This window comes from Litoribacter ruber, from assembly GCF_018449405.1.
In the GTDB taxonomy this organism is placed as follows: Bacteria; Bacteroidota; Bacteroidia; order Cytophagales; family Cyclobacteriaceae; genus Litoribacter; species Litoribacter ruber.
The window spans coordinates 222,409-237,972 of sequence record NZ_JAHCMY010000003.1 but is presented as its reverse complement, the minus strand read 5'-3'; the positions used below and the strand labels follow the sequence as shown (position 1 = coordinate 237,972).

Sequence of the window (15,564 nt, the reverse complement as noted above, 5' to 3'; positions counted from 1 at the left end):
TTTGGGGTTAACCATACTGCTTTTTTCGCAGGTAGACTTTTACCAAGCCAATCAAACAGATCAACAACACGGGACCTCCAATATTCATCACTTGCCAGAAAGTTTTCTGATTGCGGATTTTTACCTTATTCAAAGGTCTAATCTGGAACTGTTTGGTCCGAGTGGCAATGATGCCGTCGGGCTCGATGAGGTAGCTGACCATGTTTTGAAGAAACAATCGGTTAGCATACTCACTGCCCGTAAAAGGATCCATTCCCAAAGGTACAGGCTCTCTGGAATTGAGATCAAAGTCGCTTTTAAACACCTGGCTATCCCCGATCACCACCACTTTTCCTTGGCTGCCTTCCTCGATAAACTCTTCCTTATTGGCCCCATCAGGGAGAAACCTATTTTTGTAAAAAGAAGTGAAATTGCCTTCTAAAAGATATGCAAGAGGCAAATGCCTTTCGTTAAACCTCTCCACCTCCGGCTCCTGAGCCATATCCTCAAAAGCCACCCTAACCGGGAAGGCCATCACTCTGCTATTGTCACTTGAGAAAATCAGGGGAGTTTTGGTCACCCCCTCAGCCTTTACCGTATCAATGGAGCTGATAAACTGGAATTGAACCTGATCCAATCCTTTGGTGATGGGGTGGTTTTCCATTCTCCCCGCCACTACATAAAATGGCCATGGCAAAGGCGTTATCTGCGGCTGATCCCCAAACTGCCCGGTCATTACAGGATGATAGCCGAAGCTGAGATCCTGGATCAAATCCCGATTGACGCGCACTCCATAGCGGAAGAGCAGGTCATCCAAATTGCTTTCCATCGGCAAAGCCGTGGTGCCACCACCTCCGGCTTCGGTCAGATCCACCTGCATCTGATCCAGCAGGAATATAATGTTCCCACCTCTCATTAAGTACTGATCCAGCAGATACTTGCTTCTTTCCGAATACGCCTGCTTTGGACCGGCCACCAGCATTACATCGAATCCCAGGATATCTTCCACAGAGGTGGCGTCTGCCAAAGGCACCTTATATACCTCATAATCTTCCACCAAGGCTTCCACCATCCCAAAACCGTCATCATCATCCAGCTCCCCATGGTCCATCACCATACCTACTGCATACTGCTGTTTGGTAATCAGTTTTTTTATCCCATTGATAAGCTCATATTCCAGATTTTCAATCGAAAGGTTGAGGATTTCCTCCGGGCCCATCCCTCTTTCTCCTCTTAGGAGCAGCACTCCGGTCTCAAACTCACTGTCACGAATCACCACACCGGGAAATATAAGTCTGGAAGACTGCCCCCCGTCTACCGTAGCATGAAGATTTGTTGGGCTAATTCCATATTCGGAAAGTGAATAGATAAAATCACGCTGCTCTTCTCCTTCAATTTCTAGCGGGTCCTGGTAATGATAAGTGATTCTATGAGAACTGTAGGCATTGAATGTCCTTATCGTCTCCTCGATTGCCAGTTGAAGTCGGCGCATACCACCGGGTAGTTTGCCGGTAAGGACAATTTCCACTTCAAGCGGCTCGTCGAGCTCTTTTAGTGTTTCCTTTGTTGCGGGATGCAGGGAATACTCTTTATCTTCAGTCAGGTCAATCCTAAATGGAAATAGACTTTCCAAAATAAAAAACAGCACCAGCAATCCCGCAAGAATTCCGATAGACTTCAATATGCTCTTGTTGGTGTTTCTCATTTTCTGCGGATGATTAAAGCTGTGGCACCCAATAATACCGTGATCAAGGCAAAAAAGTACAGCAGGTTGGATGATACGATCACCCCTCTGCTTAGGCTGCGATAATGATAGCTCAGACTCACATTTTCCAGCCAAAGGCTAAATTGGCTCAAGGCCATCAGGTCGGTGACGGCTGTGAGACCAAAATAAAGGAAAAAGCTTAGGAATACCCCGATCACAAATGCAACGATCTGGTTATCTGTAAGAGCAGAACTGAAAATCCCAATGGCGGAAAAGACAGCACCTATGAAAACCAGTCCTATGAACGACCCAAAAAAACCTGCACTATCTATATTCCCCACCGGGCTCCCCAATTGGGAAATGCTAAAATGGTAAATCAGGGTGGGCAAAACGGCTATCAAAACCAAAAGCACAGCGGCTAGGTACTTGGCTAATACGATCTGAAAAGGATTAATGGGGGAGGTCATGAGCAATTCCCATGTCCCGGTTTTCTTTTCCTCGGCGATCATTTTCATGGTGATAGCCGGCACCAAAAACACAAACACAAAGGGAGTATAGGTAAAAAGCGGGTCCAAATCTGCATAACCGTACTCCAAAACTGAGGTATCCGGAAAAACCCACACTATTAGACCTATAGAAATGAGGAAAATGATGACAATTAAATATCCTGTGAGTTGGTTGAAAAAGCTGTTGATCTCTTTCTTTAATAAACTACCCATTCTGATTGGTCAACTGATGGAAAATGGATTCTAGGTTTTTTTCTTCTTGCTGTATCCGCACCAAGGTAAGGTCTTTGTCTTGGACAAACTGCAGGAGCTGTTTTCTCAAAAGCTTTGGATCGGAAGTATAAAAAAGTGCCGTATGTTGGTCAACCAGCTTATGGCTATTCACCAAAGGCAGGTTTTTAAACAGCTCCAGATCCATGGTTTCTTCTATCTGGAGCAAGATTGAGCTTTTACCCGCTTCGGATTTGAGGTTGGCCAAAAGGTCTTGGGCGACAATTTGCCCTTTATTAATGATGACCACCTTTTCACAAATGGCCTCCACCTCTTGCATGATGTGGGTACTGAGGATAAGCGTTTTATTCCTACTGATGTCTTTGATCAGCTTCCTGATATCTACCAATTGATTGGGGTCAAGCCCGGTGGTGGGCTCATCCAAGATAATCACAGAAGGATCGTGGATCAACGCTTTGGCCAGCCCTACCCTTTGGCGGTAGCCTTTGGAAAGCTGCCCGATCTTTTTATGCTGCTCCGGGCCTAGGCCGCACTGTTCAATTACTGTTTTGGCCCTGCTTTCATGATGGCTTTTCCCCATGGAATATAGTCCTGCTATAAAGGCAAGAAATTCCTTAACATACATATCCAGATAAAGAGGATTATGCTCAGGCAGATAACCTATCATTCTGCTGACTTCCTTGGGATCGGACAAAACTGAAACCCCGTTCACCCTAACTTCTCCCTCATCGGGAAGCACGTATCCGGTGGCGATTTTCATGGTCGTAGACTTTCCAGCACCATTTGGCCCCAAAAAGCCCAGAACCTGTCCGGCCTTGGCTTCAAAGGAAATTTTGTTGAGCACCTTCTGCTCCCCGTAAGTTTTAGAAAGGTTGATTACTTCCAAAGACATAGTTCAGCGGTTAGTGCGTAAAAATACAGGGAATGCTTTACATACCCAAATGAGAGACCGAAGACCGAAGAAACCTCAATCCTACTTCTTCTTGCCTTTTGGCTGGAGTGGGCGGCACTCTACGTCGGCGATGAAGAAATTGGGGTGGGTTTCCAGCATTTGCACAATGGTGGTGGCCACATCTTCCGGTCGCATCATGTTTTCACTCGATTCCATTCCATCGATATCATCAAAAAACTGCGTCTGGGTAGAACCTGGATAAATTGTGCTGACTTTGATCCCAAAATCCCTCAATTCCATATAAAGTGAATGGGAAATACCCCTCACAGCATGTTTGGTAGCACAATAGGCGGAAAAATTAGCCAGCCCATTCAGCCCGGCAATGGAGGAAATGTTTACAACATGGCCCTCTTCCATTTTTTTCATATGGGGCACTATTCTCTTGGTGGCATAATATATCCCGTGGACATTGGTCTGGAACATTTTCTCCCAATCCTCTGATTTCATTTCATCAATCGGAGAAGCTTGTCCATACCCGGCGTTGTTGATCAGGATATGGATCTCTTTACCATATTTTTCCTTGGTAGACTTATAGGCTTCCTCAACAGAACTTTCGCGGGACACATCGCAAGGGAAGAAGGTAAAGTTGTCGTGGTAAAGGTCGGGATGGCTCCTGCCCCAACCGGCCACTTTTACACCTTTTTCCAAAAGTTGGGTCACCACCTGGTAACCAATGCCCTTGCTGACTCCCGTCACGATGGCTAATTTTCCTTCAATTTCCATATGGTTTGTTAAAATCTGTATCCAACACCGAACACCAATCCGTAGTCAAAAGTAGAACCTAATTCTGAAGGGGGCTGGTTGTCAAAGTTGTTATAAAAGTTCAAGTTTATTTCAAAGTTATTGATTACCGTCCAGGACAAGCGGGTATCCCCATCGTTTCTGATCCTGCCCTGCTGGGTTAGGCTGACAAAAAGACTTTGGGTCGTTCTGAAGTTCAGCTGGGGTTTTCTAAGGCGGAAAAAGGTGAATTCTAAAATCACCGGCACCTCATAGAGTGGGGAATTGACCTGCCTTTGAATATTGACCTCCTGATTAATCACAAGCCCACTGGCCAACCTGCTGATAGTTCGCTTATCCTGTATGGCAAAGATACCCAAACCTGCCCCCTGCTGCAAACGCCTCAGTATGCCCAGCTGTAAATTCCGCTGATAATTCCCAAGCCCCCAGGCATGCCAACTCGGGCTGAGATAATAATTAGCAATCAGCAGGACATTTTCCCTATCCCGGCTGAATCCCCCTTCTTCTTGGCTGACGATAATGGAACCCGTAAGGTCAATGTCGAGCCTTTCGGTATCATATCCGAGTTCGAGCGAACCGTTCCAAAGCCCAATGTTACTGGATCGGGAAAAGGTATACCCTGCAGTTGCCCTTCCCTGCACTCTTTCCAAAAAGTTTTCTCTCAGCAGGTTTACCTCATTTAGATTTCGAATGGCTATATCAATTTCATCATAGCCCGTCAGAATCCGGACCCGGCCCTCCTCCTCATGAGTTTTGAAGATCCCGATGTAAAATTCCCTGTTGGCCGTCTGCACCCGGTAGCCGAATCCATAAGTCCGGAAGGTCTTGATATTCGTAATATCCACTTCCACCCTACCCACATTGTCGGCATTGAAGCGCACCACGCCAAATTGAATCCGCTCCAATTTGCCGACAAGGGGTGATTGGTTCTTTATGTATAGGGTGTCTTTTTCTTGGGCTAAGCCAGTAATGCTGCTTGTAAAAATGAAAAAGATCAGCAAAAAGAAATACCTCATTAAGAATGATGTTTGGTCAATTCATGCAATCTTTATTCCATTCATAAATTTGAGATGTATAAGAAATGGAAATTTTGTATTTTTAAAAAATTGACCATCACACAACTATCAAAAACATGAAGAAAGCAGTACCAATTTTACTCTATATGGTGTCCCACTTAGCCTTGGGGCAGAGTGATTTAAAGTCCATGGTGGATGAAAAAACAAGTTCGATTGAGGACCAGGTAATCGAATGGAGACGCGATTTTCACCAACACCCTGAGTTAGGCAACCAAGAAACCCGTACGGCCAAAATTGTGGCCGACCACCTGAGGTCTCTGGGAATGGAAGTTCAGGAGGAGGTGGCCGTGACCGGAGTGGTTGGCATTTTAAAAGGCGGGAAACCTGGCCCCACCGTAGCCTTGAGAGCTGACATGGATGCTCTACCAGTGACGGAACGGACAGATGTCCCCTTCAAGTCTACCGTAAGAACAGAATATAACGGACAGGAAACCGGCGTGATGCATGCCTGTGGGCACGACACCCACGTGGCCATGCTGATGGGTGTGGCTAAGGTTTTCGCTGAAATGAAGGATGAGCTGAAAGGAACCGTCAAGTTCATCTTCCAGCCTGCAGAGGAAGGCGTTTTTTCACCCGACGTGGAAACCTGGGGAGCCAAGCAGATGGTGGAAGAAGGTGTAATGGAAGGCGTGGATGCCATTTTTGGTCTACATATCAATTCCCAGACTGAGGTTGGCAAGATTCGCTATCGTTCAGGACCTGCTATGGCCGCAGTTGATAATTTAAAAATACGGGTCAAAGGACGCCAAGCCCATGGGGCAGCACCTTGGGCGTCCGTTGACCCCATCGTGACTTCAGCCCAGATCGTGACGGGCCTCCAGACCATTCTAAGCCGAAACGTCAACATCACCGAAAGCCCAGCTGTGGTCACCATAGGGGCGATCAAGGGCGGGGTCCGCCAGAATATCATCCCTGAGGAAGTGGAGATGATCGGAACGGTTAGAACCTTTGGAGACGACCAGCAGGAATTGGTGCACAAGCGCATTGCAGAAATTGCCGAAAAGATCGCCGAAAGCGCAGGGGCAAAAGCAGAAGTAACCATTGAAAAAATCTATCCATCCACGGTAAATGACCCTGACCTGACCTCTAGAATGGAAGCCACCCTAAAAGAAGTGGCAGGTGAAGAAAATGTGATCTATTCAGATCCCATCACAGGAGCGGAAGATTTCAGCTATTACCAAAGAGAGGCCCCGGGGCTGTTTTTCTTTCTCGGCGGAATGCCCAAAGGCGCTGACCCTACCGAGGTGGCCTCCCACCACACGCCTGACCTCTACCTGGATGAAGGAGGTTTTGTGCTCGGCATGAGGACCTTGGCGTATTTGACTTTGGATTTTATGGAGCAGAATTAAGCGAAAAGGCTATCCCAGAAATTGGGATAGCCTTTTTTGTTAAGCCAATTTGAATTTCACTTGTAGCTTGTTGTAGGCCGAATACAAGCGGGGATAATCTATGGACAAGATTGCTTTTCTCAAAAGGGTAGAAATGATTCTGTTTTCATTTCTCTTTTCCTTTAAATAGGATTTAAACCAATATAAAAACTTCCTCCTGATGTCTATATATTTAGCCCTATCCGCTACTGTGGACATCATGGAATCTTTCCTCTGCCTGTAAAAATTATTGCATGATGAGGAAATGTATCCCACCTCATTGTAATATAACTTGCTTAAAAACACTTGATCCTCATACATTCCAGTAAAGGACTCCTCAAAACCATCATTTCTTAATATAGACTCCCTTTTCACCATTACGGCACACATACAAGGAGCTGCATGGGTTTTGAGGGGATATAGGATTTGATTCAATTCTTGTGGATTATAAACCTGCTCACTTGGAGCTCCCACGTATACAATTTGGTCATTATCATTCCCCTCCCAATACAATGTGGCCTCACATATATAGGATACTTTATGGTTCAGCATCTTTTCAACCTGAGTACTGACATAGTTCGGAAGGTACACATCATCTGCATCTAAAAAAGCAACATACTCCCCTCTGGCAAAATGAATCCCACGGTTTCTACTGGCGCTCAACCCTCTATTTTCACCGTTGGCGTGTTCCACCAACCTGATCTTTTTTTTGTGGGCTAACATAAAGTTTTCCACAATCCCGCGACTTGCATCGGTGGAGCCATCATCAACTAGAATAATTTCAAGGTTGGGATAAGATTGATTCAAAACACTTTGGATTGCTTCGCCCAAATATCTCTCCTCATTAAAGAAGCAGATTACAACAGATACCAATGGTCTCATAAAGCTTCCTTTTTGATTACTGACCCAACCACTGGGTACATTTGTAAGAAAAATCCTCCCTTCCCCAGTCCATAACCTGAAACCTGCCCATTTCAAAAGGCTTAGTCTTTTTGGAAATTGGCACGGGAACCGTCGTAAGTCCAGCCTCCAGCCCAAGTCTATCTACTACCTCAAGGGTATTTTCGTTGTAACTTCCTGATGGGTAGGCTATAAATTCTGGGATGGAACCAGTCAGTTTGTATAGATAATCCAGGTTTTGCTTGATTTCAAAAAACTGAGTCTCGATAGAATGGGCCTCAAGAGCGGGATGTGAATGGGTATGAGCCCCAATCGTGAAAAGCTCATTACTGGACAAATCCTTCAGCTGCTCTTTACTCATGCATTTGTCTACATCATAAGAGTTTCTGTTTGCCCACGCTTTAACCTCTGCGAGTCGGATGTCCTGCTCCCTCCATTTCAAGGGACCAAATTCCTGCCATAGCATGTAATAAAGTTCTGATCTTTTGTTAATCGGCTCCATGGCGTAAAACCTTGCATTTCCATCCCAATGGTTGGCAGCAATTGTCATTTCATCACCAAGGTCTATTTCCGACCCATTGGCATGTATGGAAGCGGGGAGCTGGCCGGAATGCAAGGCTATTTCTTCCAAATCATCCCACCAAAAGCTTTTCCCATCCTCAAGGTTTCTATCCGTAATAAAAAAAGTTGCTGGAATCCCGTACTTCTCCAAGATTGGTTTGGCCAATATATAGTTATCTTCATACCCATCGTCAAAAGTAACGGCTACGGAGTTTTGGATGATTTTTCCAGCCTTTAATTCCCCTATAAGCTGGCCAAGGGCAACAACCCGAAGATTGTTGGACAACCAGGCCATTTGCTGATCAAAATTCTCCTCGGAAACAGCAAGAAGCCAGGGGTCGGTCTTGGGTGAGCCGATCTTATGGTACATCAATACTATAGCTGTGGAGGGTTTAAGTAGGTTATTGATAAACTTCCTCATAATTTCTGAACCTTTACGGTCACCACCACCTGAAAATCTGGGTCCTGGTAATCCAGCTGCTCATGCGTAAGTTCCTGCCACCCCAAACCATATAAAAAACTGGAAGCCGAAAACACATTTCCAAAATTCTCAACCTCAGTTTTTCCTTGGGGACACACTGCCTCCATGATCTTCTGCATCGCTCGGGAGGTAAATGACCAGTACCAGCTTTCCCCCCATTCATCTTTTGCAATTGGAGTAATACCGGGTACAGTTAGCAAAAGGAATCCTCCTGGCTTTAATATCCGAATAGTGCTTTGCAATGCTTTTTTGAAATCGTAAATCAGGTGAAGAGTCTGTGTCAAAATAATACAATCAAAACTGTCATCCTCCACCTGCGGCAAATCCGAGATATCACCAATGATTGTCGCTTGTGGATTCCGCTCATGAACATGCAGGATATCACTGCGCAGCACCTTGTCTCCGCCAAACCGCATGGTATATTCATTGTCTCCAATTTCGAGACAACGCCCTTGAATGCATTCAGCGTTGTTTGTTAAAAAATTCTCGATATAATAGCGGTCAATAGGGCCTCCCCTATCATAACCAAATACATCGCTAATGGGAGTTAATCTTTTGAAATCTCCGAATTTCATCTGCCCTACAGTAGGCTTAAAATCATAATGAAAACCGAAATTAATAAGATTGCGCTTAAGGGAGGATTTGATGGAATCCTGAAAAAGTATTTTCATATTAAAAAAGTTTAAATGTTACTAAATTTAATCTTTTTTTCAAATACAAAGCAACCTAAACCCATAAAAAAAAAGCAGGTTTTCAAACCTGCCTCAATCCTTCAATAGCTGTCGGAATATCCTGATCGCCAGAGAGTATCTCAAAAGTCAACCCTGTACCATAGTCCCTATCCAAGCAGTGAATCATCACTGATGCCACATCCTCCCGTGGGATTTCTCCCTGCTCCTCCAATTGAAAAGCTGCTTTGATCTTACCTGTCCCGTTTTTGTGGGTCAGTGCGCCAGGTCGTACGATGGCATAGGGCACTCCGCTTTTTTTCAGATGCTCGTCGGCAAGATTTTTTGCCGAAAGGTAATGGTGCATTCCGGAATCCGGATCCGGGTCTTCAGCCCCCATAGAGCTGAGCATTACATACTTTTTAATCCCGTGCTTTTTGGCTAAGTCTACACTTTTCTGGGCGCCATCTTTATCAATCGACTCGGTTTTATCCTTGCCTGTGGAAGATCCCGACCCCGCGACAAAGATGACCTTATCCACAGTTTTATAGCAGCTTTCAAATTCTTCCTCTAGATCTCCCAAGCAGGTTTGTACGCCCATTTCCTCAAAATAATCCTTCTGACCCGCATCCCGTATCATGGCTACCGGGATATACGAAGCAGCATCCTTTAATTTGGTTGCTATGATTCTTCCCGTATGCCCATTGGCTCCTATAATTAATACCTTTTCCATATTCTGTCAATTTAGGGTTAAAAAACAACCTAAAATTGTCAAGAAATATGCCATGGAAGGGAATCAGCTCTGAAGCAGCTCCTCGACCAATTTGCTCAGGGAAGCCTCAGCCTTTTGGGCAGCATCCACCACACCATCATGAGAAAAGTGTTGCTTTTCTTGGGGTATGCAGAGGTTGGTGATGGCACTTACGGCTATCACCGGCAAGTCCATGTGCCTGGCCACGATCACTTCTGGCACCGTACTCATCCCCACGGCATCGGCACCGATGATCCTCAAATACCTCATTTCTGCCCTTGTCTCTAGTTTAGGTCCTTGCACACCTGCATATACACCTGAATGGGCCAAAATATTGTTTTTGACTGCAATCTCCAGAGCCTTTTTGCGAAGCGCCATATCGAAGGGTTCACTCATATCCGGAAATCTGACACCAAAGTCATCTTCATTCTTTCCACGAAGTGGATTGTAGGGGAACAAATCAATATGATCCTGGATAATCATGAGGTCACCCACCTGAAAACTGGGATTCAGCCCTCCGGCAGCATTGGAGATTACAAGAAAATCTATTCCTAAGAGCTTCAACACCCTGACCGGAAAAGTCACCTTATCCATCTCATATCCTTCGTAGAAGTGAAACCTCCCACTCATGGCAACCACGGGTATGTTTTTGAGCGTTCCAAATATCAACGTTCCAGAATGGCCCTCCACGGTGGATTGAGGAAAATTGGGGATTTCGGAATAGGGAATCTCAATCGGACCTTCTATCCTGCTGCTGAAATTGCCCAAACCCGAGCCAAGAATGATCCCGGCTTTAGGTAATGTGGGGAATTTGGACCTGAGGAAATCCAAGGTTTCGGTAAAGTTTTCTCTCATCAAAGCCATCTTAGGGAAGTTGTCCGATAAGTTTTTTAATGATCAGCGCCATTCCCGGCTCAGCTTTGGCCGCTGCGGCAAGTACCTCGGCGATGCTTACTTTCTTGATATTGCCCGGCGAGCAAAGATCTGTGATGGCAGAAATCGCAAATGTCGGCAATTCCATATGCCTAGCTACAATCACTTCGGGAATGGTGCTCATCCCCACGGCATCAGCGCCGATGGTGCGCAGGTATTTGTATTCAGCCTTAGTTTCCAAGTTAGGACCTTGCACGCCAGCATATACACCCTCATGGGCCATTACTCCTTCTACCTGGGCAATCTTCTTGGCTTTTTCGATCAACTCAAAAGAATAAGGCTCGCTCATATCGGGGAACCTCACGCCGAACTGGTCTAGGTTTTTCCCTCTCAACGGGTTTTCAGGAAAGAGGTCGATGTGGTCATTCAAAATCATGACTTCCCCGATTTTATAAGAAGGGTTCAACCCGCCTGCAGCATTGGAGACAATCAGACAGGAAACCCCAAGTTGCTTCATGACACGAACAGGGAAAGTCACTTCCTTCATGTCATAACCCTCATAGTAATGAAAGCGCCCTTTCATGGCCACAATGGACTTTCCATTGATCTTGCCAAAAATCAGTTTGCCCGAATGGCTTTCCACAGTAGAAACAGGAAAATGAGGGATATCCGCATAGTTCAGTTCCCCTTCGATTTCGATATCGTCAATCAATCGGCCCAAGCCTGTCCCGAGGATCACCCCTACTTGAGGATTAAATTGAATGTGGTTTTTTATATGGCTCACCGCCTGCTCAATGCGGCTGGAATAGTCAATTTCGCTCATGATAACTTGGTTTTTGCCCAAATTTAATAGAAAATCCACAGGAATCATTTGTGCATTGCCTAAATTCAGGGCCCAGAAACTTAAAGGTAGCTTTTGGTGTATTTAATTCAGCCGAATTAAACCAATATTAGCAACGGGTCACAAAATTGCACCAAGCTTAAATAGAAGGACACCAAGGCAGTCTATCCGTAGGCTTTAAACTTTAAACTTCAAACCATAAACAAGATAATCCTAACAGGACCATTTTGAGATGATAAAAATTATAGTAAGCACAAACAGGAGAAATTCCATTTCCAGCCAGATTGCCCAGCAGTATTTGGAAATCCTGCAGGACTTGAATCAGGAAGCTGAGATCATTGACCTAATGGACCTGCCAAATGATTTCATATTTACGGCTCTATATGAGCACAATGGCAAAAACAAGGAGTATAACCGGGTGCACAACCAAGTCAAAGAAGGGATGAAATTTGTATTTATCGTACCGGAATACAACGGCTCGTTTCCGGGAATACTGAAGTCGTTCATCGATGGGATGAGTTATCCCAACACTTTTAGGAACAAAAAGTGCGCTTTGGTGGGGCTTTCCTCAGGAATTGGCGGGGGTGGCATCGCTTTGAGCCACCTCACCGACATCTTCCATTATTTGGGAATGCATGTATTAGCCAACAAGCCAAAACTGGCCAAAATTGAGGAAAATATGTCTGACAATCTGCTCACCAACAGATTCTACATTGACTTATTGCAAACCCAAGCTGAAATGTTGATTGATTTTTAATCAATCAACATTGTCATGCAAAAACCTGTTGTTGCCAAGTATTTCGTTGTCATCATTCAGGTTAAACTTGGAAATGCTCTGCTCAGAACTGTGCTGAACATCCTGAAGCTTCACATTTTTTCTCAAGTAAGCTGGAGTCTCTAGTTTTTCCTTGAAATCTTCCTGAGACTGGTTTACAGATCTCATCTGGCTTAATCTTTCAAATCTTTCGTGGGCTCTTTTGATCGCCTTTTGCTTGTACTGCTCGTAATGGTCAGTAGTATAGGCACCGCTCACCTCTTCTTCCTTAGTCTCTTGATATCTAGACTGAGGCTCTGGTTCACGCTCATCACGCTGGTTATCATTAGGCTTGATGAAAGTATATTTATTTGATGGTGTATCCTTTTCGGTTCCATCCAAAGTATATACTTTTCTCTCAGGTTGCTGTGGAGCAGATGGCGCCTGCTGCCTTTGCGGCTGCTGGTAACCATAGTTTACATTTTCCTGTCTAGCAGGATTAATTGGAGAACCCGGAATGTTGATTGGGAAAGTAAAGGTAGACCCCGCTTCTGCAGTCTCTTCCACTTTAGAAGTTTTGCCTGACTCCAAATCAATGATCTTGGTAGCATTGGCTTCTTCTTCCAATCTTTTCTTTTCCGCTTCTAACTTGGCTTTTTCTGCTGCAATTCTAGCTTTTTCAGCCTCTTCCTCTTCCTGCTTCTTTTTTTCCGCCTCCAGCTTCGCACGCTTCTCATCTTCTTCTTTAGTTAATGAATCAGCTTCAAAACCTGTAGCGATCACGGTGACACGGATACATTTCTTAAGATCCTGATCGATACCCTGACCGAAGATAACCTCTGCCTCTTCTCCAGCTTTCTCTTGGATAAATTCAGTGATTTCGCTCAATTCGTCCATAGAAAGCTCCTCTTCCTCACCAGACATGATGGAAAGTAAAATCTTCTGCGCACCTCGAATGTCCACATTGTTGAGCAATGGAGATGCGATGGCTTTCTCAGCGGCTTTGATGGCACGGCCTTCGCCTTCCTCTGTTGCAGAACCCATCACGGCTGCCCCAGCATCATACATCACAGTTTTCACATCTTCAAAATCGACGTTTACATCCTGGTGTACGGTAATGATTTCAGCGATGGATTTGGCAGCAGTAGAAAGGATGTTGTCGGCCTTTCCAAAAGCAGATCTGATGGCCAGGTTGCCGTATATTTCACGCAACTTGTCATTTAGGATAACAAGCACGGTGTCGCAGCTTGCACGAAGGGCTTCGATCCCCTGCTGGGCTGCTCCCATTTTCTTTCTGCCTTCAAAACCAAACGGAGCAGTGACGATACCCACGGTAAGGATATCCATCTCCTTGGCAATCTTGGCAATCACCGGTGCGGCACCTGTACCGGTTCCACCGCCCATACCGGCAGTGATAAATACCATCTTGGTATTATCGGAAAGTAATTCCCTAATTTCTTCCTTGCTTTCAATAGCAGCGTTTCTTCCTCTTTCAGGATTGGCACCGGCTCCAAGACCTTCTGTAAGGTTGGCGCCGATCTGCACCTTCAAGGGTACAGGACTGCATTTGAGTGCCTGGGAGTCGGTATTGACTACCACAAACTCCACATCCTTTATACCTTGGTTGAACATGTGGTTCACTGCGTTAGAACCACCCCCTCCTACTCCTATCACTTTGATGATAGACTTGTGGTTTTTCGGAAGGTCAAATCTGTAATCTTTGTTGTCTGACATTTTTTCCTCAATTTTTGGTGAACTGTAATTTAAAATCTAAAAATATGTAATCGTTAAAGTGAACTTGGGAGGGAAGCTTAAGGCAAGGCCTTAAGACTCCCTATTTGATTAAGCCCTAGTAAAATGGAACTACTTCCAAGTGTCGTCGCCTATATCATCCGTAATGAACCCTTTGAGCCTGTCTCGGATGGAACCGAAGATGTCTTTGGCGCCAGCTTCCACTTTCGGCTGTGTGCGTGGGGTTACGGATACCGTTTGTCTCTGTCTGTAAAGATCCTCTCTGTCGTCCAGCGCTTTAAAACCTGCTAGCACCAAGCCCACACTAGTAGCGTACATAGGGCTCTTTACATCTTCTACAACTGTCTTACCCAGGTGTTCATTAGGGTAACCGATTCGCGTATCCAGACCAGTCATGTATTCAAAAAGTTGGCTTACACCTTGGAGCTGTGACCCACCGCCGGTGAGCACAATTCCGCCTGCCAATTTCTTATATAGACCGCTGGCCATGATTTCTGATTGTACCATTTCAATAATTTCCTCCATTCTGGCCTCAATTACGGAAGCCAGGTTTTTGATGGAAATCTCTTTTGGAGGCCTGTTTCTAAGGCCCGGGATGGATACTATTTCATTTGGATTGGCATCCTCAGCGATTGCCCTACCGAATTTGGTTTTCAGCAACTCCGCCTGAGTCTGCATTACCATGCATCCTTCCTTGATATCTGTGGTTATGATATTTCCACCAAACGGAATGACAGCCGTATGTCGGATGATGTTGTCATAAAATATAGCTATATCGGTAGTACCACCTCCGATGTCCACAAGACATACCCCTGCTTCTTTGTCTAAATCACTCAGGACCGAAAGTGAACTAGCCAATGGTTCAAGAATCAAATCCCTGGAAACAAGATCTGCTCTTTTCACGCATCTGTTGATGTTGTTTATAGCTGTGGTTTGGGCGGTGATGATATGGAAATCCGCTTCAAGCTTGGCACCAGACATACCTACCGGATCTTTGATCCCATCTTCATAATCGACAGTGTAATCCTGAGGCATCACGTGGATGATGGTGTTTCCCGGAGGCACTACGATGTTTTCCATGTCGTTGGAAAGCCTTCTTACGTCCTCTATGGTAATCTCATCTTCTTTAGTATTTCTGATGATTACGCCATGGTGGATGGAACTTCTGATGTGCTGACCTGCTATACCCACGATCACCTCGCCGATATTCACGTTCGCCATTTCCGAAGCCTCGTTTACGGCTTTTTCAATAGCACTCACTGTCTTGTCAATGTTGGTCACAATGCCGCGGATCACGCCGTCAGAAACAGCCTTGCCCATACCGAGTACTTCCAACTTGCCAAACTCATTTTTGCGGCCGATGATGGCGCAAATCTTGGTGGTCCCAATGTCCAGCCCAACTACTATTTTGTCATTTTCCATAGCT

15 protein-coding genes are annotated in these 15,564 nt (G+C 45.2%); 2 read left to right on the top strand and 13 right to left on the bottom strand.

What is annotated here, in order from left to right:
- Positions 1-7: 7 nt before the first annotated feature.
- From gldG to KI659_RS08040, 5 genes are all read right to left on the bottom strand, one after another.
- A complete protein-coding gene (gene gldG, locus KI659_RS08060; RefSeq protein ID WP_213944835.1) occupies positions 8-1,684 on the bottom strand; it encodes a gliding motility-associated ABC transporter substrate-binding protein GldG in 1,677 nt (558 codons plus the stop codon).
- Positions 1,681-2,403, bottom strand: a complete 723-nt coding sequence (gldF, locus tag KI659_RS08055) for a gliding motility-associated ABC transporter permease subunit GldF (RefSeq protein ID WP_213944834.1) — start codon at positions 2,401-2,403, stop codon at positions 1,681-1,683. Before gldF ends, gldG begins: the two co-directional genes overlap by 4 nt.
- Positions 2,396-3,313: a gliding motility-associated ABC transporter ATP-binding subunit GldA gene (gene gldA / locus KI659_RS08050; protein WP_213944833.1), complete on the bottom strand. Its 918-nt coding sequence runs from the start codon at positions 3,311-3,313 to the stop codon at positions 2,396-2,398. Before gldA ends, gldF begins: the two co-directional genes overlap by 8 nt.
- A gap of 81 nt (positions 3,314-3,394) precedes the next feature.
- Positions 3,395-4,096: an SDR family oxidoreductase gene (locus tag KI659_RS08045; RefSeq protein ID WP_213944832.1), complete on the bottom strand. Its 702-nt coding sequence runs from the start codon at positions 4,094-4,096 to the stop codon at positions 3,395-3,397.
- 8 nt (positions 4,097-4,104) lie between these two features.
- The gene (locus tag KI659_RS08040) at positions 4,105-5,130 is read right to left on the bottom strand and encodes a DUF481 domain-containing protein (protein ID WP_213944831.1); all 1,026 of its coding nucleotides are present in this window, start codon (positions 5,128-5,130) and stop codon (positions 4,105-4,107) included.
- A 116-nt stretch (positions 5,131-5,246) separates the two neighbouring features.
- On the opposite strand from KI659_RS08040, the gene KI659_RS08035 reads away from it, so the two are divergent.
- Positions 5,247-6,539 (top strand): amidohydrolase, encoded by a 1,293-nt coding sequence (locus KI659_RS08035; protein ID WP_213944830.1) that lies wholly within the window; start codon positions 5,247-5,249, stop codon positions 6,537-6,539.
- A gap of 39 nt (positions 6,540-6,578) precedes the next feature.
- Here KI659_RS08035 and KI659_RS08030 read toward each other — a convergent pair whose 3' ends face one another.
- From KI659_RS08030 to KI659_RS08005, 6 genes are all read right to left on the bottom strand, one after another.
- The gene (locus KI659_RS08030; protein WP_213944829.1) at positions 6,579-7,439 is read right to left on the bottom strand and encodes a glycosyltransferase family 2 protein; all 861 of its coding nucleotides are present in this window, start codon (positions 7,437-7,439) and stop codon (positions 6,579-6,581) included.
- Between the two features lie 16 nt (positions 7,440-7,455).
- Positions 7,456-8,439 (bottom strand): polysaccharide deacetylase family protein, encoded by a 984-nt coding sequence (locus KI659_RS08025; RefSeq protein ID WP_213944828.1) that lies wholly within the window; start codon positions 8,437-8,439, stop codon positions 7,456-7,458.
- Positions 8,436-9,170, bottom strand: a complete 735-nt coding sequence (locus KI659_RS08020) for a class I SAM-dependent methyltransferase (RefSeq protein ID WP_213944827.1) — start codon at positions 9,168-9,170, stop codon at positions 8,436-8,438. Before KI659_RS08020 ends, KI659_RS08025 begins: the two co-directional genes overlap by 4 nt.
- An 82-nt stretch (positions 9,171-9,252) precedes the next feature.
- Positions 9,253-9,900 carry an SDR family oxidoreductase gene (locus KI659_RS08015; RefSeq protein ID WP_213944826.1) on the bottom strand — a complete coding sequence of 216 codons (648 nt, stop codon included), beginning with the start codon at positions 9,898-9,900 and terminating at the stop codon, positions 9,253-9,255.
- A gap of 63 nt (positions 9,901-9,963) precedes the next feature.
- Positions 9,964-10,782 carry a purine-nucleoside phosphorylase gene (locus KI659_RS08010; RefSeq protein WP_317195942.1) on the bottom strand — a complete coding sequence of 273 codons (819 nt, stop codon included), beginning with the start codon at positions 10,780-10,782 and terminating at the stop codon, positions 9,964-9,966.
- A gap of 1 nt (position 10,783) precedes the next feature.
- A complete protein-coding gene (locus KI659_RS08005) occupies positions 10,784-11,614 on the bottom strand; it encodes a purine-nucleoside phosphorylase (RefSeq protein ID WP_213944825.1) in 831 nt (276 codons plus the stop codon).
- A gap of 250 nt (positions 11,615-11,864) precedes the next feature.
- Here KI659_RS08005 and KI659_RS08000 point away from each other — a divergent pair, with 250 nt between their 5' ends.
- Positions 11,865-12,389 carry an NADPH-dependent FMN reductase gene (locus KI659_RS08000; protein ID WP_213944824.1) on the top strand — a complete coding sequence of 175 codons (525 nt, stop codon included), beginning with the start codon at positions 11,865-11,867 and terminating at the stop codon, positions 12,387-12,389.
- Here KI659_RS08000 and ftsZ read toward each other — a convergent pair whose 3' ends face one another.
- A complete protein-coding gene (gene ftsZ, locus KI659_RS07995; RefSeq protein ID WP_213944823.1) occupies positions 12,390-14,120 on the bottom strand; it encodes a cell division protein FtsZ in 1,731 nt (576 codons plus the stop codon).
- 129 nt (positions 14,121-14,249) lie between these two features.
- Positions 14,250-15,560 carry a cell division protein FtsA gene (ftsA, locus tag KI659_RS07990; protein ID WP_213944822.1) on the bottom strand — a complete coding sequence of 437 codons (1,311 nt, stop codon included), beginning with the start codon at positions 15,558-15,560 and terminating at the stop codon, positions 14,250-14,252.
- Between the last annotated feature and the right edge of the window lie 4 nt (positions 15,561-15,564).

What these genes read in the sequence shown, in the direction of transcription:
- gldG (WP_213944835.1), bottom strand. Translation starts at nt 1,684, where the DNA reads ATGAGAAACACCAACAAGAGCATATTGAAGTCTATCGGAATTCTTGCG.
- gldF (WP_213944834.1), bottom strand. Translation starts at nt 2,403, where the DNA reads ATGGGTAGTTTATTAAAGAAAGAGATCAACAGCTTTTTCAACCAACTC.
- gldA (WP_213944833.1), bottom strand. Translation starts at nt 3,313, where the DNA reads ATGTCTTTGGAAGTAATCAACCTTTCTAAAACTTACGGGGAGCAGAAG.
- KI659_RS08045 (WP_213944832.1), bottom strand. Translation starts at nt 4,096, where the DNA reads ATGGAAATTGAAGGAAAATTAGCCATCGTGACGGGAGTCAGCAAGGGC.
- KI659_RS08040 (WP_213944831.1), bottom strand. Translation starts at nt 5,130, where the DNA reads ATGAGGTATTTCTTTTTGCTGATCTTTTTCATTTTTACAAGCAGCATT.
- KI659_RS08035 (WP_213944830.1), top strand. Translation starts at nt 5,247, where the DNA reads ATGAAGAAAGCAGTACCAATTTTACTCTATATGGTGTCCCACTTAGCC.
- KI659_RS08030 (WP_213944829.1), bottom strand. Translation starts at nt 7,439, where the DNA reads ATGAGACCATTGGTATCTGTTGTAATCTGCTTCTTTAATGAGGAGAGA.
- KI659_RS08025 (WP_213944828.1), bottom strand. Translation starts at nt 8,439, where the DNA reads ATGAGGAAGTTTATCAATAACCTACTTAAACCCTCCACAGCTATAGTA.
- KI659_RS08020 (WP_213944827.1), bottom strand. Translation starts at nt 9,170, where the DNA reads ATGAAAATACTTTTTCAGGATTCCATCAAATCCTCCCTTAAGCGCAAT.
- KI659_RS08015 (WP_213944826.1), bottom strand. Translation starts at nt 9,900, where the DNA reads ATGGAAAAGGTATTAATTATAGGAGCCAATGGGCATACGGGAAGAATC.
- KI659_RS08010 (WP_317195942.1), bottom strand. Translation starts at nt 10,782, where the DNA reads ATGGCTTTGATGAGAGAAAACTTTACCGAAACCTTGGATTTCCTCAGG.
- KI659_RS08005 (WP_213944825.1), bottom strand. Translation starts at nt 11,614, where the DNA reads ATGAGCGAAATTGACTATTCCAGCCGCATTGAGCAGGCGGTGAGCCAT.
- KI659_RS08000 (WP_213944824.1), top strand. Translation starts at nt 11,865, where the DNA reads ATGATAAAAATTATAGTAAGCACAAACAGGAGAAATTCCATTTCCAGC.
- ftsZ (WP_213944823.1), bottom strand. Translation starts at nt 14,120, where the DNA reads ATGTCAGACAACAAAGATTACAGATTTGACCTTCCGAAAAACCACAAG.
- ftsA (WP_213944822.1), bottom strand. Translation starts at nt 15,560, where the DNA reads ATGGAAAATGACAAAATAGTAGTTGGGCTGGACATTGGGACCACCAAG.